This window comes from Sphingopyxis sp. (genome assembly GCF_036261875.1).
Lineage (GTDB): Bacteria > Pseudomonadota > Alphaproteobacteria > Sphingomonadales > Sphingomonadaceae > Sphingopyxis.
Genome location: NZ_DATAJZ010000020.1, coordinates 38,101 through 55,841, shown reverse-complemented (window position 1 = coordinate 55,841; position 17,741 = coordinate 38,101). Strand labels below are relative to the sequence as shown.

The following is a 17,741-nucleotide window of genomic DNA, read 5'->3' as shown; positions in this document are numbered from 1 at the left end:
AATGCGTATCTTGACCAAAGGCATGATGGGCCTGTTCGCCGCGGCCAGCGTCGTCGGCACCGCGCCCGCCTATGCCGGCGTGTCGACGGCCGTCCCCGGCTATCATCAGGCCGAGGCATCGGCGGATTATTACAAGAAGCGCAAGCATAACCGCAATTATTACGCCTCGCGCGATCAGCGCGTGAACAGCAACACGCGCATCTGGCGCGGCAGCGACGGCCGCTATCGCTGCAAGAAGGACAACGGCACGACCGGCCTCTTGATCGGCGGCGCGGTCGGCGGCCTCGCCGGACACGAGATTGCGGGCAATGGCGACAAGCTGCTCGGCACCGTGCTCGGCGCCGCGGGCGGCGCGCTGCTCGGCCGCGAGATCGACAAGGACAAATATCGCTGCCGCTAAGCGATCAGGAACCCGTCGCGGGTGTGGGTCCGAGACCCCTCCGCCCGCACACGTGATGGAGAGGGCGCCGGTCTAACCACCGGCGCCCTCAAATTTTTCGTGGGCCTTGCCCCGCGATCCCGCTTGCCGCACAAACAGCGGCCAATCGCTGCGGGAGAAGAGACATGTTGAACGGCCCCCTGCTCGTGACCGAGCGGCTGATCCTGCGCCCGCCCGCAACCGAGGATTTCGACGCCTTTGCCGGCATGTGCGCCGAAGAAGAGACGATGCGCTTCATCGGCGGCACCTGCCCGCGGTCGGCGGCATGGCGTCAGTGGTGCACGCTGGCCGGCGCATGGCATATCCGCGGCTTTTCGATGTTCTCGGTGATCGAGCGCGACAGCGGCGAATGGGTCGGCCGCCTCGGGCCGTGGGAGCCCGACGGCTGGCCCGCGCCCGAAATCGGCTATGGCGTATGCGCGAAATTCGCGGGCAAGGGCTATGCCTTCGAGGGCGCGGTCGCGGCGTGCGATTTCGCGGTCGAATTTCTGAAATGGCCCGAACTGATGCACAGCATCGATCCCGCCAACACGCGCTCGCAGGCGCTGGCAAAGCGGCTCGGCGCGACGAACAGCGGCCCGACCCGCCTCCCCGCGCCGTTTCAGGATGCGCCGGTCGACGCCTGGACGCAAAGCGCCGATGCCTGGCGCGCGAAACGCAAGGAGTTCCAGCCATGACAGACCGCCACGTCGACCCCGAGCGAGCGCAGTTCGACGCCTTCAAGGCGCTGCCGCGCGACACGGTGATTCACATGCTCAACCTCGTCCGCTTCAAGGACAAGGCGACCTATCCCGCCGATCACCCGCTCGCGAGCGCGAACCTCAACGGGGCGGAGGCCTATGCGAATTACGGGCGCGACAGCGGACCTGTGTTCGAACGGCTCGGCGGCCGCATCGTCTGGCGCGGCGCGATGGAGGCGATGGTGATCGGCCCCGACGGCGAGCATTGGGACGCGATGTTCGTCGCCGAATATCCGAACAGCGGCGCCTTCATGGCGATGGTGACCGACCCGGTCTATCGCCAGGCGGTCGTCCACCGCCAGGCCGCGGTCGAGACTTCGCGGCTGATCCGCACGGCGCCGCGCGAGACGGGTTCGGGGCGATTTGCCGATTGATCCAGCACGTCATTGCGAGGAGCCGAAGGCGACGCGGCAATCTCCAGCCCTCGGCGTCGTGCAAGGCTGATGGCTGGCGATTGCTTCGTCGCTTCGCTCCTCGCAATGACGAGGAAGACTTGCGAAGGATGTCGATTCCGTCTCGCTCCGGCACAGTTTTGGGCTAACAAAGTCTTACCCGTTAACGCATTTTATTTGGGCCTTTTTAACCAGGATCGGGCATTCCCGAGGGGATATTAAGGGAGTGTTAGCTATGATCGTGCGGGGCAAATGGCTGATCGCGGGCCTGATGGTGGCGGCGACGGTGCCGCTGGCGGGCTGCCGCGACAATCCGGCCGCCAAGGCCGACCTCCAGCCGCTCGACGACGGCCTGACCGACAGCGACCCGGCGGTCAAGGGCGCGCTCGAAGACAAGATCATGGTCGATCCCAAGCTGACCGGCCAGGCGAACCGCAACGCCGCGGCGCCCGGCAACCGGCCGGTAGACGGCGGCGTCCCCGGTATCGCGGCCGGCAAGGCGGCGGCCGCCGCCGAAGCCGCGGCGGCGCAGGCGGCGGGTAAATTGCTCGCCGCGCCGAAGGCCCTGCCGTTCGAGGAAGGCTGCAACGGCGATTGCGCCGCGAAGCGCCCGGTGACGATCGGCGCGCTGGCGCGCGAGCAGCAGAAGGGAAGCTGCGACGCCAAGCTGACCTATGGCAATGCATGGGCCGACCGCCTGCCCGCCGCGTTAAAAGTCTATCCGCGCGCGACGCTGCGCGAGGCCGCGGGGGTCGCCGGCGGCAAGTGCAACATCCGCGTCGTCAATTTCCAGACCGCCGCCTCGATCCAGGGCGTGCTCGACTATTATCACACGATGGCGGTGCGCGGCGGATACACCAGCGACCACCGCGTGCGTGGCAACGAGCATATGCTCGGCGGCACCAAGGGCGACCTCGCCTATGTCGTTTTCGCGCGCCGCGACGGCGGCATGACCGACGTCGATCTGGTCGCGTCGGGCGGGAAATAAGGCGCGGACGTATCGAGCGTTAAATCTGAAACCTCTTCGTCACCCCGGACTTGATCCGGGGTCCCGCTTGTCACCGTCGCTGAGCGGGACCCCGGATCAAGTCCGGGGTGACGAAGAAAATGCTACCCTGCCCTAGAAGAAAAGGCCCCGGAACTCCGGGGCCTTTCGCTGCGTGACGATGCGCGATCGTCAGATTTTGTCACCGAGCGCGCCGACGACCTTGCCCCTCAGATTCTGGGCCTCGCCCTTGCGCTCCTGCGCTGCACCTTCGGCGCGCAGCCGTTCGTTGTCGGTCGCCTTGCCGACCGCCTGCTTCACATTGCCGGCGGCTTCGTTGGCGAGGCCCTTGGCCTTGTCCTTCAGTTCACCCACGGGATTTCTCCTTGATTTCCAGAGGCGAAAGGGGTGCGCCTCTTGCCGGATCAACGAGACTGCGCGCGCCTTGTTCCCCTTTGCGAGACCAACGGCCCTGAAGCAGGGATCATCCGCTCGCGGCGATGTCGTCGAGCGCCGCCGGGCTCAGGATCGTCACGCGATTATAATCGACCGCGATCAGCCCCGCCGCCTCGAACCCGCGCAGCAGTTTGTTGATGCTCTGCCGCGTCACGCCGAGCATCGCGCCGAGCTGCTCCTGCGGCAGGCGCAGCGCCAGTTCGATCCCCGCGGGGCCCGCAACGCCGTGAATCCGCGCAAGATCGGCGAGAGTCGCCGCCATCCGCTGTTCGAGCGAGCCGAGCTTCTGATTGTTGAGCTGGCGCAGGCTGTCGCCGTGCCGCGCGCACATCAGCAGCGCGATGTCGCGCCAGAGAATGGGGGCCGCGTCGAGGATCGCGGCCAGCCCGTCGCACGGCAGGTGCAGCAGCACGCTGTCCTCGTAAGCGGTATAGACATAATGAATCGGCGGCTCGGCAAGCAGGCGCACGATCGCCAGGATTTCGTGCGGCCCCTGCAGGCTCAGCACGAATTTCTTGCCCGCCGCCGACGCGCGGCTGACCTCGACCTCACCCGCGGCGATGACGAACGCCTCGCGCCGCTCGGGATCGCGCGCGAAGATTTCGGCGCCGCGCCGATATGGCTCGGCGCGCGCGATCGCCGCGACCTCGGCGAGCCGCGCCTCGGGCCAGCCGGCGAACAGCGGGCAGAGACGGAGCGCGGCGAGGCGGTCGGCGGCAGTCCAGGACCGCCCGTTCGCTTTCACCCCTGTCGCCATATGCGTCGCCCTCCCCACCCCAGAGCGATGGAACCCATATTTGCCTCGCCTTTCCGTTCGTGTCGAGCGAAGTCGAGACACCCATCGGCCTTGCGCTACGCCGATGGGTGTCTCGACTTCGCTCGACACGAACGGGATTGGGGTTGTTTAAATCCTCGCTTCGAATGCGGTATCGATATTCCTAAAGGAGATTGTCGGCGCGATGACAGACTGACGAACGACCCGCCCCTATGGCCCGCTCATCAATATCTCGCGGGAGTGTGATTCGATGAAAAGCCTGCTTGCCCTTCTGGCGATGGCGGCCGCCTTCATGACTGGCGCGGCGCACGCTGCCCCGGTCAGCGAGGACGACGCCTATGCCATCGGCCTCGAAGCCTATACCTATGCCTATCCGATGGTGCTGATGGAAACCACGCGGCGCGTGTCGACCAACGCGAGCGAAGGCCGGATGCGCGCGCCGATGAACCGGTTCGGGCATATGCGGACCTATCCCGACGCGACGTTCAAGGACGTCGTGCGTCCCAATGCCGACACGCTCTATTCGCCGCTGTGGTTCGATGTCGGCAAGGAACCGCTGGTCATCACCCTGCCGAAAACGGCGGGCCGCTATCACGTCGTGCCGATCATGGACATGTGGACCGACGTCTTCGCCGCGCTCGGCACGCGCACCACCGGCAACGACGGCGGCATCGTCGCGCTCGTCGGGCCGCACTGGCAGGGGACGCTGCCAAAGGGAATGCGGATGGTCCGCAGCCCGACCGAGATGGGCTGGATCATCGGCCGCATCCAGACCAACGGCGCCGCCGATTACGACCATGTTCACGCCCTCCAGGCGAGCTATGCCGCAACGCCGCTGTCGGCCTGGGGCAAGCCGCAGGCACCCGCGGCGCTGAAGTCCGATCCGACGATCGACATGAAAACGCCGCCGGTCGAGCAGGTCGCGAAAATGACCCCCGCCGCCTTCTTCGCGCTGTTCGCCGAAACGCTGAAACACAACCCGCCGCACGCCAGCGACTATGCGGTGCTGGCGCGGATCGAGCGCGTGGGGCTGGTTCCGGGGCAGAGCTTCGACCTCGCCGCGGCCGATCCGGCGGTGCAGCGCGGGCTGACGCGCGCCGCCGCCGATGCGTGGCAGCGGATCATCGGCCGGCGCAAGAACCTCAGCCTTACGCGCAACAATTGGGTCGCGATGGGCAATGCGCTCGGCGTCTATGGCAATGATTATCTCCAGCGCGCCTTCGTCGCCTTTGCCGGCCTCGGCGCGCTGCCGCCCGAGGAAGCCATTTATCCGATGGCGCCGCTCGACAGCGACGGCAAGCCGCTGACCGGCGCGTCGCGCTATGTCCTCCATTTCGACAAGGATCAGATACCGCCCGCCGACGCCTTCTGGTCGCTGACCATGTACGGGGCCGACCAGTTCTTCGTCGCGAACCCGATCGACCGTTTCGCGATCGGCGACCGCGACAAGCTGAGCTTCAACGCCGACGGCTCGCTCGACCTCTATATCCAAAAGGACAATCCGGGCGCGGACAAGGAAGCCAACTGGCTGCCCGCGCCGGAGGGGCCGTTCAGCATGAACCTGCGCCTCTACCTTCCGCGCCGCCCGGCGCTCGAAGGAAGCTGGATCGCGCCGCCGGTCAAGCGGGTGCCCTGACACCCGCCGTCATCCCGGCGAAGGCCGGGATGACGACCCGGTAGGGAAAACTAAATCAACCCCGCGAGCGGGCTCGACGGATCGGCATAGCGCCGCTGTCCCATGCGGCCCGACAGATAGGCATCGCGCCCCGCCTCCACCGCGAGCTTCATCGCGCGCGCCATGCGAATGGGGTCTTTGGCTTCGGCGATCGCGGTGTTCATCAGCACGCCGTCGCAGCCGAGTTCCATCGCCACCGCCGCATCGCTCGCGGTGCCGACGCCGGCATCGACGAGCACCGGCACCGACGCGCCCTCGACGATCAGGCGGATCGTCACGCGGTTCTGGATGCCCAGCCCCGATCCGATCGGCGCGCCGAGCGGCATGACCGCGACCGCGCCCGCATCCTCGAGCTGCTTCGCGGCGATCGGATCGTCGACGCAATAGACCATCGGCAGGAAGCCCTCTTTCGCAAGCACCTCGGTCGCCTCGAGCGTCTCGCGCATGTTCGGATAAAGCGTCTTCGCCTCGCCCAGCACTTCCAGCTTCACCAGATCCCAGCCGCCGGCCTCGCGCGCCAGCCGCAGCGTGCGGATCGCGTCGTCGGCGTTGAAGCAGCCCGCGGTATTGGGCAGGTAGGTGATCTTCTTCGGGTCGATATAGTCGGTGAGCATCGGCGCATTCGGGTCCGACACATTGACGCGGCGCACCGCGACGGTGACGATCTCCGCCCCCGAAGCCGCGACCGCGGCGGCATTCTGCTCGAAATCCTTATATTTGCCGGTTCCGACGATCAGCCGCGACGTGAAGGTCCGCCCGGCAACGCTCCAACTGTCGATCTTGTCCACATTCAATCCTTGTTCTGAACGATATTCGCGATGTCGCCGAGCGGGTCGCGAACGAAGAAGCGGCGGACGCCCCATGGCTCGTCGCGCAGGGCATAGACGATCTCGTGCCCCGCTTCGACGGCGCGCGCGTGGACCGCGTCGACATCGTCGACGCCGACCGAATAGGCGGGACACAGCCCGGACGGGTCTTCGCTGAGAATGCTGATCTGCACCATCGGCTGCGCGGCCGAGCGATAGATGGTGATGAAATCCATCGCCATCGCGGTCTCCAGCCCCAGCACCTCGTTGAAGAAGCCTGCCCCCGCCTTCGGATCATCCGTGTAGCGATTGGCTATGATGCGCGCGACCGCCATCAGCCGCCGCCCACAAAATGGACGATCTCCAGCGCGTCGCCCTCGGCGAGCGTCACCTCGGCGAGCGTCGAGCGCGGCACGATTTCGCGATTGCGCTCGACCGCGACCTTCTTCACGTCGAGCCCCAGCGACGCGACGAGGTCGGCGATGCTGCCTGCGCGCACCTCCCGCGGTTCGCCGTTGAGGATGATATTGATCAGCGACATGATGGCGCTCCGCTTACCGGCTTTCACGGAAAACACCATATCCTGCGCCCCTTTTTTCCTTTATGATCGCGGCATGACATCGCTCGAAAAATTCTTTTCCTTTGCGCAGCGACTGCCTGCGGATCAGCTTGAAGCGGTCGAGGAAGCGCTGGCCGCGCTAATGGATTCGATGTCGGAACGGTTCAGTTTCTCCGCAAGGGAGCTTGCCGAAATCGATCGCCGTGCCGCTGATCCGGCACCCGAATTTTCGGACCCCGACGACATTGCCAGGATTTTTGGCCACCCCTTCTCGGCATGACGGCGATCCTGTTCCGCAAGGAGGCGGAAGCCGATCTGCGCGCCATCGTCGATCATTATGAGAGTATCGCCCCGGACTCGCTTCCGAACATCCTGTCCGACATTCATCGCACGATCGACCAGCTCGGGCGCTACCCGCGATCGGGGATGCAGGTTCCGGACCGGCCGTTCCGGCGTATCGTGACGATCAGATATCATTTCAAAATCGCTTACGCGATTCACGATGATCGGATCGTGATATTGGGAATCTTCCGCTATCAGGATCGCGAAAGCTGATCCCTTCTTCCCTGTCCGAAAGGCCGCCCCTTGTCCGAAACGCCGCTCGTCTATGTCCTCTCAGGCCCCAATCTCAACCTGCTCGGCACCCGCGAGCCAGAGATTTACGGCCACGACACGCTGAACGACATTCACGCACGGCTGGAGGCGCAGGCTACCGAACTCGGACTCCGCGTCGAATGCCGGCAGACGAACCACGAGGGCGTGCTGATCGACTGGCTGCACGAGGCCAATCTCGAGGGCGCTAGGGCGGTGCTGCTCAACGCGGGCGGCTATACCCACACCTCGATCGCGATCCACGACGCGATCAAGTCGATCAAGGTGCCGGTGATCGAGGTTCATCTGTCGGACCCGATGCAGCGCGAGCCGTTCCGCCATGTGAGCTATGTCGGCATGGCCGCCGCCGCGCATTTTGCGGGGCATGGCGCGCAAAGCTATACGCTGGCGCTGGACGCCGCCGCCCGTCTCTGACAAGAGGGCGTCATCAGAACAGGGGTCAGGCACCGCCAGACCGGGGCCGCAACAACAGGAAAATTCTCATGGGTGACCATAAAGACAATGGCATCAACATCGATCCGGCGTTCGTGCGCGCGCTCGCCGAACTGCTCGACGACACGCAGCTTTCGGAAATCGAGGTCGAGGACGGTGACCGCAAGGTGCGCGTCGCGCGCACGCTGACCGCCGCCGCGGCGCCCGTAGCCTATGCGCCTGCGCCCGCCCAGGCGCCTGCCGCTGTTCCGGCCGCCCCGGCCGCCGCTCCCGCTGCTGCAGCGCCCGCCGCCGACGCTTTCGCCGACGCGGTGAAGTCGCCGATGGTCGGGACCGTCTATCTCGCGCCCGAACCCGGCGCCCCCAATTTCGCCGCGCCCGGATCGGCGGTGAAGGCGGGCGACACGATCCTGATCATCGAGGCGATGAAGGTGATGAACCCGATCGTCGCCCCCGCCGCGGGCACGCTGAAGGCCGTGCATGTCGAGAACAGCCAGCCGGTCGAGTTCGACCAGCCGCTGTTCACCATCGGCTGATCCACCCGATGGCTATCGAAAAACTCCTGATCGCCAACCGCGGCGAGATCGCGCTGCGCATCCACCGCGCGTGCCATGAAATGGGCATCAAGACGGTCGCGGTCCATTCGACCGCCGACACCGACGCGATGCATGTCCGCCTCGCCGACGAAGCCGTGTGCATCGGGCCGCCCGCCGCGAAGGACAGCTATCTCAACATTCCCGCGATCATCTCGGCGGCCGAGATCACCGGCGCCGACGCGATCCATCCCGGTTACGGCTTCCTCTCCGAGAACGAGCGGTTTGCCGAGATCATCGAAGCGCATAACATGATCTTCGTCGGGCCGAAGCCCGAGCATATCCGCACCATGGGCGACAAGGTCGAGGCGAAGCGCACCGCGGTCAAGCTCGGCCTGCCGGTGGTTCCGGGTTCGCCCGGCGCGGTGACGTTCAGCGAGGAGACCAAGAAGCTCGCGCAGGACATCGGCTATCCGGTGCTGATCAAGGCCGCATCGGGTGGCGGCGGCCGCGGCATGAAGGTCGTTCCCGACGAGGACAGCCTCGAAAGCCTGATGGGTCAGGCGTCGAGCGAAGCGGCGGCCGCCTTCGGCGACCCGACCGTCTATATGGAAAAATATCTGGGCAATCCGCGCCACATCGAATTTCAGGTCTTCGGCGACGGCAACGGCAACGCGATTCATCTCGGCGAGCGCGACTGCTCGCTCCAGCGCCGCCACCAGAAGGTGCTCGAGGAAGCCCCCTCGCCGATCATCTCGGCCGAGGAGCGCGCGCGCATGGGCGGCATCTGCGCCGACGCGATGGCGAAGATGGGCTATCGCGGCGCCGGGACCATCGAATTCCTGTGGGAAAACGGCGAATTCTTCTTCATCGAGATGAACACGCGCATCCAGGTCGAGCATCCGGTAACCGAGATGATCACCGGCTTCGACCTCGTCCGCGAACAGATCCGCATCGCGGGCGGCGCGGGGCTGTCGGTCCGTCAGGAAGACCTCGAATTTCGCGGCCATGCGATGGAGTGCCGCATCAATGCCGAGGATCCGCGCAGCTTCCTGCCCTCGCCGGGCAAGGTGACGAGCTATCATGCGGCGGGCGGCATGCATGTCCGCGTCGATAGCGGGCTTTACGCCGGCTATTCGATCCCGCCCTATTATGACAGCATGATCGGCAAGCTGATCGTCTATGGCCGCAGCCGCGAAAGCTGCATGATGCGGATGCGCCGCGCGCTGGCGGAAATGGTGATCGGCGGGGTCAAGACGAACATTCCGCTGCATCAGGCCTTGCTCGCCGACCCCGACGTGATCCACGGCGACTACACGATCAAATGGCTCGAAGAATGGCTCGCAAAGCAGGATGAAGAGGGCCAAGCTTAAAGCCTACCCTCCGCATCCACCCATTTCCGTCATTCCCGCGAAGGCGGGAATCCAGCTCGTTCCGGCGCTGGCGCAAAGCTGGATTCCCGCCTTCGCGGGAATGACGAACGTTTGCGACCGAATTCGTCCTACCACCCGTTGCGTGTGCCCCAGCTCACTTTAACTACGTGATCTTTTTGGCTATGGCCTTCGCCATGGTCAAAAACTCCCCCCTCGCCCTGCGCCATCCCGCGGCGCTGCTCCTCCCCCTGACGCTGCTTGCTGCCCCCGCGGTCGCGCAGACCAACGTCAAGGAGGATTCGGTCGTCCTGCAGCCCGACAAGGTCAAGGACGACGCCCCCGTCGTCGAAACGATGACGCAGGCCAACCTGCCCGACTGGTCGAAGGCAAACGCCAAGGCGCTTCTCGGTTTCATCCAGAGCGTCGGCGACGAAGGACTCTTCGCCAAGGATTATAATCCCGACGCGCTGCAGGCCGCGATCGACGGCGGCGATCAGGACACGCTCGATCAGGTCGCGACCGACAGCTTTCTGCTGCTCGCGACCCATCTGCGCGACGGCCGCACGCCCAATGTGGCGCGCAAGCAGTGGTTCATGACCGACAGCGATGCGGAGACCGAGCCGCTGGTCGCGCTGCTGACCTCGGCGCTGACGTCCAATTCGGTTCCCACGGCGCTCGCCGGGCTCGACCCGGTGCATCCCAATTTCGCGGTGCTGAAGACCGCGCTCAAGAGCGCGAAAACCCCCGCCGACGCCAATGCGATCCGCGTCAACATGGAACGCTGGCGCTGGATGCCGCGCGATCTCGGCGAGCGCTATGTCGTCAGCAACGTCCCCGAATATCTGACCCGCGTCATTCATGGCGGCACGGTGATCGCGACGCACAAGGCGGTCGTCGGCAAGCCGTCGACCCCGACGCCGCAGCTCAACCCGATGGCGACCGGCATCATCGTCAATCCGACCTGGACGCTGCCGCGCAGCATCATCGCCGAAGGCATCGGCGCGACGATCGCGAACAACCCCGCCCGCGCCCGCGCGCAGGGTTACACCTGGACGGGCAGCGGCAAGACGCTGTCGGTGGTGCAGCAGCCGGGCGCGAACAATGCGCTGGGGGTGATGAAGATGGAGATGCTCAACCCGCACGCCATCTACCTTCACGACACGCCGTCGAAGGGCGCCTTCGCCGCCGCCGCGCGCGCCTTCAGCCACGGCTGCATCCGCACCGAGCGCGCGCTGCATTTCTCGGGCCTGATGGCGGTCTATTTCGCCGGCAAGAGCCCCGAGGAATTCGGCGAGGCGATCGCCAGCGGCAAGACGACGAAGTTCAGCTTCGACGATCCTTTCCCCGTCTATGTCGCCTATTGGACGGTGGTTCCGGGCGCCAAGGGCGGCATCACCAAGCTCGCCGACATTTACGGCCGCGACGCGCCTGTCGTCGCGAGCTTCGCCAAGCCCGGCCGCGCCGCGGCGGTGGTGATTTCGCCCAATCCGCCGGCGGTGGTGCCGACGGCGCCGGTGACGCCGGCAACGACGCAGGCCGGCAAGCTGGGCGACAGCGGGATTTATTGAGACAGCCGTCGCCCCCGCGAAGGCGGGGGCCGCTATAGCGGCGAGCCCTTAATCTGACCCATCGTTCCGTTCGTGTCGAGCGAAGTCGAGACACCCATCGGCATAGCGCTATACCGATGGGTGTCTCGACTTCGCTCGACACGAACGGAATTGAGGTGATGATGATTTAACGCTCGATATAGGCTACTCCGCCGTCTTCGGCATCGTCCCGCTGCTCGCGCTGGTGCGGATGATATTCTCGGTCCCCGGCAGCGGCTCCGTCGGCATCTGGAAGCTCGGCATCGGCGGCGGCGCGCTCAGCTTGTCGGCGAAGAGCAGCCGTCCCGGCCCCAGCTTGTAGAGGACCATCGGCAGCAATTCCTCGCCGAAGACGAAGCAGCCCTCGCTGCGCCCCAGCTTGCCCTGCGTCGCGATCAGCGCCGGTTCGGCATACCAGGCGCCGTGGATGACGATCGCGCGCATGTCGGCGTTGCTGTTGTCGGCCTCCAGCCCCGCGAGCCGCATCGACGAGCCGTTGGCGCCCCAATAATAGTCGCTGGTGCGATAGGCGCCGCGCGACGAGGCGAGGCTGCCCGGCGCGTTCGAGAAGCGCTTGAGCCAGCCGTCGTGCTGCGGGTCCGACCCGCGCCCGTGAGTCACCGGGAACATCTCGATCTTGCCCGCCGCCATGTCGATCAGCGCGAAGCGCGGGCGCGACGAGGGGAGGCCGAAATCGACGATGCCGACGCGGTCGGTCTGGTGGATGTTGCGCGATTGCAGCGCGAGCTGCTTGCGCGCGACGGCAAGATAGTCGACCGGCGCCCGCACGGGCGCCGGGGGTATCGGTGACGACGGCTGCGCCATCCAGCCGGGCAATTGGGCGGCCCGCGCCGACGTCGCGGCGAGCGCCCCCGCACCCGCCAGTCCCGCCAGCAATGTCCGCCGATCGATCAGTTCATTCACTTGAGCAGCAACCCCGCATTGGCCGCCTCTGGCGGTCCCTCGATCTCTCATAGATCGTATCCGGGCCGGGAAAGGCAAGCTGGTGGTTCCCCTTCATGCGGGCAGATGTGCCATATATGCCATGAATAGCGGGTTTACGCTGCGGTAAGCTGTCGTTAGGGCGGGGGCATGAAGGCAGTCATCTGGCACAACCCCGCCTGCGGCACCTCGCGCAAGACGCTGGCGATTCTCGAAGAGACCCCCGGCGTCGAGGTCGAGGTGGTCGAATATCTGAAGACCCCCTATACGGCGGACAAGCTGCGCCAGCTTTTCCGCGATGCCGGCCTGACCGCGCGCGAGGCGCTCCGCCTGCGCGGCACCGACGCCGAGGAACGCGGGCTGGCGGACGCGGACGAGGATGCGATCGTCGCCGCGATGACGGCCAATCCCGCCTATGTCGACCGCCCTTTCGTCGAGACCGAAAAGGGCGTCCGCTATTGCCGCCCGCAGGACCGGGTGCGCGAGATTCTCTGAACATTTTGTCGGCTTTGGGGTGGGAAGCGGATATAGCCTCCTCTCCCCTTGAGGGAGAGGATAGCGCAGCTTGCTCCCCTGGGAGCTAGCGAAGCTTGGAGAGGGGTGCGACGTCAGCGGACGCAAAACCCCCTCTCAACTTCGGCTAGGCAGCAAGCTGCCAAGCCTTCGTATCTCTCCCTCAAGGGGAGAGAGTGTGATCCTTACCTATGTCCGCAATCGGTCGTTAGCCGTCCCTTAATTCACCATCCGTTCATACCCCTCCCAATAGGGCGCGCGCAGGTCCTTGCGCAAAATCTTGCCGCTAGCATTCCGCGGCAGCGCTTCGATCACGTCAACGCTGCGCGGGGCCTTGAAGGCGGCGATGCGGTCGCGGGCCCAGGCGATGATGTCGGCTTCCTCGATGCTCATGCCGGGCTTGGCGACGACGACGGCCTTCACCGTCTCGCCCCATTTCTGGTCGGGGATGCCGATCACCGCGACCTCCTGCACCGCGGGGTGGCCGAAGATCGCGCTTTCGACCTCGGCCGGATAGACATTCTCGCCGCCCGAGATGATCATATCCTTCATCCGGTCGTGGATGAAGAGATAGCCGTCCTCGTCGAGATAGCCCGCGTCGCCGGTGTGGATCCAGCCGTCCCCGGTCATCGTCTTCGCGGTGGCGTCGGGCAGGTTCCAATAGCCGAGCATATTGTTCGACGAGCGGGTGACGACCTCGCCAACATCGCCCGTCGGCACTTCCCGGCCGTCAGCGCCAAGGATTTTGATCTCGACGCCGGGTAGCGCCTTGCCCGCCGAGCGCATCCGCTTATTGCCTTCGGGGTCATGATCCTCGGGCGGCAACATGCAGATCGTGCCGGTGGTCTCGGTCATCCCATAAGCCTGGATGAACTCGGCGCCGAACATCTTGATGCACTGGCGCAGCAGGTCGAGCGGGATCGGCGCGGCGCCGTAGAGGATATATTTGAGCCGGCTGTAATCGACGCTGGCGCAGCGCGGATGCATCAGCAGCATCTGGAGCGCCGCGGGGACGATGAAGAAGCGCGTGACGCCATGCTGCTCGACCGCGTCGAACACGCCGTCGGGATTGAACTCGGCAAGGACGATGCCCGGCAGCCCCGCCGCGAGCGCCATGATGCCGAGACCGGTGCCGCCGATATGCGCGCAGGGCATGGCGACCAGCACCGCCTCGTCATCGTCCCATTTCGTATAGGCAAGGTCGGCGTCGGCGGAATTCTTGCGCAGCGCGAAGAGGTTGCGGTTCGACAGCACCGCGCCCTTGGGATTGCCGGTGGTGCCCGAGGTATAGAGTTGCAGCACCGCCTCGTTCGGCCCCGAAGGCGCGAAGGCGGCGCGCGGCGTGCCGTCGATCAGCGCGCGCGCTTCGTCGGCGCCGATGATCCGCGGAGCGTGGTCGAGCTTGCCGGCAAGCTGCTCCGCCGCATTGTCGAAGCCGGGGCCGGTGAAGACGATCTTCGCCTTCGTGTCATTGACGATATAGGCCCATTCGGTTGGCGACAGCCGCCAGCCGATCGGCGCCATCACGATGCCCGCGCGCGCCGCGCCGAAGAAGATGGTGAAATAAAGGTCGCTGTTCTTGCCGATCCACGCGATGCGGTCGCCTTTCTCCAGCCCCGCGGCGAGCAAGGCGCTCGCGACGCGCGCGGTGCGCTCATCGAGTTCGGCATAGGTGAAGACCCGGTCCTCCTCGCGCATCGCGATGCGATCCGGCCTGTCGGCCGCCCAATGGGTAATGAATTCGTCGAACGTCACCAGGTCCGAAAGGTCGGCGGCCATCGATTCTCTCTCCTCGAATCGCGTTGCTTTTTGCAATCGATGGCAAGGCTAGCGGCTCGGCGCGTGGGGGAAAAGCGCGTAGATGTGACAGGGTGCAATCAGCGGCGATGAAAAAGCAGCATCAGATTGTTCGCGGGCATCGCGCGGCGCTCGGCAAAGGCGAGACCCGCCTCGGCGGCGGCCGCCTTGACCGCGTCCAGATCGCGCAGCCCCCAGTCGGCATTGCGCTCCTTAAGCGAGCGGTCGAAGGCGAGGTTCGATGGAGCAGTTTCCACTTCGCTTTCGACATAGGGACCATAAAGGATCAGCGGCGCGCCGGGCGGCAAGATGCGGCGTGCCCCCGCGAGAAGCCCCAGTGTCGCGGCCCATGGGCTGATATGCACCATGTTGATGCACAGCAGCGCGTCGGCCGCGTCCACCGGCCATTCGGGCGCGGCGGCGTCGAGCAGGAGCGGCATGGCGACATTCGCAAGACCCGCCTCGGCGCGCCATGCGGCGATCGACGTCAGCGCCGCGGGGTCGGGATCGCTCGGCTGCCAGGAGAGCCCCGGAAAGGCGGCGGCGAAATGGACGGCATGTTCACCCGACCCGCTCGCGACCTCCAGCACCGTGCCCGCGGGCGGCAACCAGTCGGCGAGTACGGCGGCGATCGCATCGCGGTTGCGCATCGTCGCGGGGGCGTGGCGCTTCGCTCCCGCGCCGCCATCCTCTGCCAGCCACGGCTGGGTCATGCGGCGCGCGCCTGTTCCCGCGCGCGGCGTTCGCGAACGACCAGCCAGAGGAACAAGCCGACCGGCCCCGCCATCAGGGTCAGAAAGAGGAACGGGAACTGCACGACGCGGTCGAACCCCTTGTTGTCGGCGTCGCGCGCGATCCACAGGCCGGTGAACAGGTCGAAGGCGAGATAATGGACCCAGCCGAGCGTCGCTCCGCCCGGCGCCGCGAACAGCTTCATCACCCCGGCGAGCGACGTGAAACTGCCGCCGGCCCCGCCCGGGTCGATCCCCCCGGTCAGGAAGCCGATGATGAGAACGATATACAGCAGGCAGAGCAGCGACACGCCAGCATAGAGGATGGTGGACAATGTCCGCGGACTGCGCGGCGCGAAGGCGAGCAGCAGCCAGCCGGCGATCGCCCAGTAATTGGCGATGAGAAAGAGGTTGTTCCAGCTCATATAAACCCCCTTTCGTCATTCCGGCGAAAGCCGGGATGATCGTTCTGCCCGCTCAGATCAACCCACCCAGCCCAAAGAGCAGGATGCCGCCGAACAACGCGATCAGGCCGACCGTCAGAATCAGCAGCGTCATCCGCGCCGCGGGCAGCCGCCGGGTCGCGAAGAAGGCCGCCGTGAGCCCGACCCCCAGCGCGATCAGCGGCGCATAGAGAAAAGCCCAGTCATAGCTGAACCCGCGGCGGACGCGGACCAGTTCCCATTGTTCGACGATCAGCCCGTAGAGCGTGATCGCGGCCAGCCAGATCGCGACGAAGATGACCGCGAACAGCGCCCCGCCGGCGAGGCAGCCGGCACCGGGGCGCTTCGCCGCAGCGTCGTCGGCGCCGGTCAACTGCCGCCGATCTCGCTCAGCGACGGCGCGCCCGGCGCCACCTCGGGCTCACTCCACGCGAGCACGGGCTTTCGCGCCGCGAGCGTTTCGTCGAGCCGGGCGCGCGGGGCGAAATGCGGCGCCGACTTGAGCGCCGGATCGCCGTTCTTCGCGCGCAGCGCGATGCTGCGCAGCGCGCCGATGAACTGATCGAGCACCGCCTTGCTCTCGGTCTCGGTCGGCTCGACCAGCATCGCGCCGTGGACGACGAGCGGGAAAAAGACCGTCATCGGGTGATAGCCCTCGTCGATCAGCCCCTTGGCGACGTCGAGCGTCGAGAAGCCCTCGGCCAGCCCCTTGTCGCTGAACAGCGCCTCGTGCATGCACGGCCCCGACGCCGCGAACGGCGCGTCGAGCACATCCTCGAGGCTGCGCAGCACATAGTTCGCGTTGAGCACCGCATCCTCGGCAACCTGCTTGAGCCCGTCGGCGCCGTGGCTGAGAATATAGGCGAGCGCGCGGGTGAACATGCCCATCTGGCCGTGAAAGGCGGTCATCCGGCCAAAGGTCTGTGGATGATCCTCGCCCGCATTTTCCTCCTCGATCAGGCGGAAACGCCCTTCTTCGCTGGTGACGAAGGGCAGCGGCGCGAAGGGCGCGAGCGCTTCGGACAGCACCACCGGCCCCGAACCCGGACCGCCGCCGCCGTGCGGGGTCGAGAAGGTCTTGTGCAGATTGATGTGCATCGCGTCGACGCCCAGGTCGCCGGGGCGGACGCGCCCGACGATCGCGTTGAAATTGGCGCCATCGCAATAGACATAGCCGCCCGCGGCGTGGACCGCGTCCGAAATCGCCTTCATCTCACGCTCGAACAGGCCGCAGGTGTTGGGGTTGGTGATCATCACCCCCGCGACATCGGGGCCGAGCCGCGCCCTGAGCGCCGCGAGATCGACGCGGCCTTCGCCGGTCGCCGGAATATCCTCGACGCTGAAACCCGCGAAGGCGGCGGTGGCGGGATTGGTGCCGTGCGCGCTTTCGGGGACGAGGATGACGCGGCGGTCCTCGCCGCGCGCTTCCAAGGCCGCCTTGATGCAGAGGATGCCGCACAGTTCGCCATGCGCCCCCGCCTTGGGCGACATGGCGACGCTGTGCATCCCGGTGAGGGTGATCAGCCATTCGGCGAGTTCGTGGATCACCGCATAGGCGCCCTGCACCGTTTCCTGCGGCTGGAGCGGGTGGACGTCGGCGAAGCCCGGCATCCGCGCGACCTTTTCATTGAGGCGCGGGTTGTGCTTCATCGTGCAGCTTCCGAGCGGGAAGAGGCCGAGGTCGATCGCATAATTCTGCCGCGACAGCCGCGTATAATGGCGCACCGTTTCGGACTCGCTGAGCCCCGGCAGGCCGATCGGCGCCGAGCGCGCAAGCGCGCCGAGGTCGGCGGCGGGCGCCGCTTCGTCAAAATCGACGCCGGTCGTCTCGCTGCCGCCGATCTCGAAGATCAACGGTTCTTCGAGCATCAGCGCACGGTTGCCGGTGAAGGTCGTCGTATCGTCGACGCCGCCGGCGTTCATTTCGGGGCGCCATCCGGCGCGGTTGAGCG

23 protein-coding genes are annotated in these 17,741 nt (G+C 66.0%); 12 read left to right on the top strand and 11 right to left on the bottom strand.

The window, feature by feature from the left end:
- Position 1 precedes the first annotated feature (1 nt).
- From VHO04_RS09125 to VHO04_RS09110, 4 genes are all read left to right on the top strand, one after another.
- Positions 2-400 carry a glycine zipper 2TM domain-containing protein gene (locus tag VHO04_RS09125; protein WP_297665401.1) on the top strand — a complete coding sequence of 133 codons (399 nt, stop codon included), beginning with the start codon at positions 2-4 and terminating at the stop codon, positions 398-400.
- Between the two features lie 164 nt (positions 401-564).
- A complete protein-coding gene (locus tag VHO04_RS09120) occupies positions 565-1,116 on the top strand; it encodes a GNAT family N-acetyltransferase (protein ID WP_329628035.1) in 552 nt (183 codons plus the stop codon).
- Positions 1,113-1,553, top strand: coding sequence for a DUF1330 domain-containing protein (locus VHO04_RS09115; protein ID WP_329628034.1), 441 nt, complete (start codon positions 1,113-1,115; stop codon positions 1,551-1,553). Before VHO04_RS09120 ends, VHO04_RS09115 begins: the two co-directional genes overlap by 4 nt.
- 253 nt (positions 1,554-1,806) lie before the next feature.
- The gene (locus VHO04_RS09110) at positions 1,807-2,559 is read left to right on the top strand and encodes a hypothetical protein (RefSeq protein ID WP_329628033.1); all 753 of its coding nucleotides are present in this window, start codon (positions 1,807-1,809) and stop codon (positions 2,557-2,559) included.
- Between the two features lie 189 nt (positions 2,560-2,748).
- Here VHO04_RS09110 and VHO04_RS09105 read toward each other — a convergent pair whose 3' ends face one another.
- Complete coding sequence (locus tag VHO04_RS09105) at positions 2,749-2,931, bottom strand: CsbD family protein (protein WP_329628032.1); 183 nt, start codon at positions 2,929-2,931, stop codon at positions 2,749-2,751.
- A 109-nt stretch (positions 2,932-3,040) separates the two neighbouring features.
- Positions 3,041-3,769: a Crp/Fnr family transcriptional regulator gene (locus VHO04_RS09100; RefSeq protein ID WP_329628031.1), complete on the bottom strand. Its 729-nt coding sequence runs from the start codon at positions 3,767-3,769 to the stop codon at positions 3,041-3,043.
- Between the two features lie 268 nt (positions 3,770-4,037).
- Here VHO04_RS09100 and VHO04_RS09095 point away from each other — a divergent pair, with 268 nt between their 5' ends.
- On the top strand, positions 4,038-5,423 hold the full coding sequence (locus VHO04_RS09095; protein WP_329628030.1) for a DUF1254 domain-containing protein: 1,386 nt from the start codon (positions 4,038-4,040) through the stop codon (positions 5,421-5,423).
- 50 nt (positions 5,424-5,473) lie between these two features.
- On the opposite strand, the gene VHO04_RS09090 is transcribed toward VHO04_RS09095, so the two are convergent.
- Genes VHO04_RS09090 through thiS form a run of 3 tightly spaced genes read right to left on the bottom strand, consistent with a single transcriptional unit; the run spans position 5,474 to position 6,809 of the window.
- Positions 5,474-6,250: a thiazole synthase gene (locus tag VHO04_RS09090; RefSeq protein WP_329628029.1), complete on the bottom strand. Its 777-nt coding sequence runs from the start codon at positions 6,248-6,250 to the stop codon at positions 5,474-5,476.
- Between the two features lie 2 nt (positions 6,251-6,252).
- Positions 6,253-6,603 (bottom strand): VOC family protein, encoded by a 351-nt coding sequence (locus VHO04_RS09085; RefSeq protein ID WP_329628028.1) that lies wholly within the window; start codon positions 6,601-6,603, stop codon positions 6,253-6,255.
- Positions 6,603-6,809 (bottom strand): sulfur carrier protein ThiS, encoded by a 207-nt coding sequence (thiS, locus tag VHO04_RS09080; protein WP_329628027.1) that lies wholly within the window; start codon positions 6,807-6,809, stop codon positions 6,603-6,605. The genes VHO04_RS09085 and thiS overlap by 1 nt, the downstream gene beginning before the upstream one ends.
- Here thiS and VHO04_RS09075 point away from each other — a divergent pair.
- From VHO04_RS09075 to VHO04_RS09050, 6 genes are all read left to right on the top strand, one after another.
- The gene (locus tag VHO04_RS09075; protein ID WP_329628026.1) at positions 6,808-7,107 is read left to right on the top strand and encodes a hypothetical protein; all 300 of its coding nucleotides are present in this window, start codon (positions 6,808-6,810) and stop codon (positions 7,105-7,107) included. The two genes, thiS and VHO04_RS09075, sit on opposite strands and share 2 nt — an antisense overlap.
- Positions 7,104-7,382, top strand: coding sequence for a type II toxin-antitoxin system RelE/ParE family toxin (locus tag VHO04_RS09070; RefSeq protein WP_329628025.1), 279 nt, complete (start codon positions 7,104-7,106; stop codon positions 7,380-7,382). Before VHO04_RS09075 ends, VHO04_RS09070 begins: the two co-directional genes overlap by 4 nt.
- Positions 7,383-7,412: 30 nt before the next feature.
- The gene (locus tag VHO04_RS09065) at positions 7,413-7,853 is read left to right on the top strand and encodes a type II 3-dehydroquinate dehydratase (protein WP_329628024.1); all 441 of its coding nucleotides are present in this window, start codon (positions 7,413-7,415) and stop codon (positions 7,851-7,853) included.
- Between the two features lie 68 nt (positions 7,854-7,921).
- Positions 7,922-8,407: an acetyl-CoA carboxylase biotin carboxyl carrier protein gene (accB, locus tag VHO04_RS09060; protein ID WP_329628023.1), complete on the top strand. Its 486-nt coding sequence runs from the start codon at positions 7,922-7,924 to the stop codon at positions 8,405-8,407.
- An 8-nt stretch (positions 8,408-8,415) separates the two neighbouring features.
- Positions 8,416-9,777 carry an acetyl-CoA carboxylase biotin carboxylase subunit gene (gene accC, locus VHO04_RS09055; protein ID WP_329628022.1) on the top strand — a complete coding sequence of 454 codons (1,362 nt, stop codon included), beginning with the start codon at positions 8,416-8,418 and terminating at the stop codon, positions 9,775-9,777.
- Positions 9,778-9,971: 194 nt separating this feature from the next.
- Positions 9,972-11,345, top strand: coding sequence for a L,D-transpeptidase family protein (locus VHO04_RS09050; protein WP_329628021.1), 1,374 nt, complete (start codon positions 9,972-9,974; stop codon positions 11,343-11,345).
- Positions 11,346-11,528: 183 nt separating this feature from the next.
- Here the strand turns inward: VHO04_RS09050 and VHO04_RS09045 are convergent, their stop codons facing one another.
- Positions 11,529-12,287 (bottom strand): murein L,D-transpeptidase catalytic domain family protein, encoded by a 759-nt coding sequence (locus tag VHO04_RS09045; protein WP_329628020.1) that lies wholly within the window; start codon positions 12,285-12,287, stop codon positions 11,529-11,531.
- 168 nt (positions 12,288-12,455) lie between these two features.
- On the opposite strand from VHO04_RS09045, the gene VHO04_RS09040 reads away from it, so the two are divergent.
- A complete protein-coding gene (locus tag VHO04_RS09040) occupies positions 12,456-12,800 on the top strand; it encodes an arsenate reductase family protein (protein WP_329628019.1) in 345 nt (114 codons plus the stop codon).
- A gap of 237 nt (positions 12,801-13,037) precedes the next feature.
- Here the strand turns inward: VHO04_RS09040 and VHO04_RS09035 are convergent, their stop codons facing one another.
- From VHO04_RS09035 to gcvPB, 5 genes are all read right to left on the bottom strand, one after another.
- Entirely contained in the window at positions 13,038-14,597 is a 1,560-nt protein-coding gene (locus tag VHO04_RS09035) for a fatty acid--CoA ligase (protein WP_329628018.1), read from the bottom strand.
- A gap of 98 nt (positions 14,598-14,695) precedes the next feature.
- Entirely contained in the window at positions 14,696-15,328 is a 633-nt protein-coding gene (locus VHO04_RS09030) for a DUF938 domain-containing protein (RefSeq protein WP_329628017.1), read from the bottom strand.
- Positions 15,325-15,771 (bottom strand): ABA4-like family protein, encoded by a 447-nt coding sequence (locus tag VHO04_RS09025; RefSeq protein WP_329628016.1) that lies wholly within the window; start codon positions 15,769-15,771, stop codon positions 15,325-15,327. Before VHO04_RS09025 ends, VHO04_RS09030 begins: the two co-directional genes overlap by 4 nt.
- 52 nt (positions 15,772-15,823) lie before the next feature.
- A complete protein-coding gene (locus VHO04_RS09020) occupies positions 15,824-16,162 on the bottom strand; it encodes a hypothetical protein (protein WP_329628015.1) in 339 nt (112 codons plus the stop codon).
- On the bottom strand, positions 16,159-17,712 hold the full coding sequence (gene gcvPB, locus VHO04_RS09015; protein ID WP_329628059.1) for an aminomethyl-transferring glycine dehydrogenase subunit GcvPB: 1,554 nt from the start codon (positions 17,710-17,712) through the stop codon (positions 16,159-16,161). The genes VHO04_RS09020 and gcvPB overlap by 4 nt, the downstream gene beginning before the upstream one ends.
- Positions 17,713-17,741 lie beyond the last annotated feature (29 nt).

Bases quoted from the DNA above. Each gene is read 5' to 3' on its own strand.
- VHO04_RS09125 (WP_297665401.1), top strand. From the start codon at position 2: ATGCGTATCTTGACCAAAGGCATGATGGGCCTGTTCGCCGCGGCCAGC.
- VHO04_RS09120 (WP_329628035.1), top strand. From the start codon at position 565: ATGTTGAACGGCCCCCTGCTCGTGACCGAGCGGCTGATCCTGCGCCCG.
- VHO04_RS09115 (WP_329628034.1), top strand. From the start codon at position 1,113: ATGACAGACCGCCACGTCGACCCCGAGCGAGCGCAGTTCGACGCCTTC.
- VHO04_RS09110 (WP_329628033.1), top strand. From the start codon at position 1,807: ATGATCGTGCGGGGCAAATGGCTGATCGCGGGCCTGATGGTGGCGGCG.
- VHO04_RS09100 (WP_329628031.1), bottom strand. From the start codon at position 3,769: ATGGCGACAGGGGTGAAAGCGAACGGGCGGTCCTGGACTGCCGCCGAC.
- VHO04_RS09095 (WP_329628030.1), top strand. From the start codon at position 4,038: ATGAAAAGCCTGCTTGCCCTTCTGGCGATGGCGGCCGCCTTCATGACT.
- VHO04_RS09085 (WP_329628028.1), bottom strand. From the start codon at position 6,603: ATGGCGGTCGCGCGCATCATAGCCAATCGCTACACGGATGATCCGAAG.
- VHO04_RS09075 (WP_329628026.1), top strand. From the start codon at position 6,808: ATGATGGCGCTCCGCTTACCGGCTTTCACGGAAAACACCATATCCTGC.
- thiS (WP_329628027.1), bottom strand. From the start codon at position 6,809: ATGTCGCTGATCAATATCATCCTCAACGGCGAACCGCGGGAGGTGCGC.
- VHO04_RS09070 (WP_329628025.1), top strand. From the start codon at position 7,104: ATGACGGCGATCCTGTTCCGCAAGGAGGCGGAAGCCGATCTGCGCGCC.
- accB (WP_329628023.1), top strand. From the start codon at position 7,922: ATGGGTGACCATAAAGACAATGGCATCAACATCGATCCGGCGTTCGTG.
- accC (WP_329628022.1), top strand. From the start codon at position 8,416: ATGGCTATCGAAAAACTCCTGATCGCCAACCGCGGCGAGATCGCGCTG.
- VHO04_RS09050 (WP_329628021.1), top strand. From the start codon at position 9,972: ATGGTCAAAAACTCCCCCCTCGCCCTGCGCCATCCCGCGGCGCTGCTC.
- VHO04_RS09040 (WP_329628019.1), top strand. From the start codon at position 12,456: ATGAAGGCAGTCATCTGGCACAACCCCGCCTGCGGCACCTCGCGCAAG.
- VHO04_RS09035 (WP_329628018.1), bottom strand. From the start codon at position 14,597: ATGGCCGCCGACCTTTCGGACCTGGTGACGTTCGACGAATTCATTACC.
- VHO04_RS09030 (WP_329628017.1), bottom strand. From the start codon at position 15,328: ATGACCCAGCCGTGGCTGGCAGAGGATGGCGGCGCGGGAGCGAAGCGC.
- VHO04_RS09025 (WP_329628016.1), bottom strand. From the start codon at position 15,771: ATGAGCTGGAACAACCTCTTTCTCATCGCCAATTACTGGGCGATCGCC.
- gcvPB (WP_329628059.1), bottom strand. From the start codon at position 17,712: ATGAACGCCGGCGGCGTCGACGATACGACGACCTTCACCGGCAACCGT.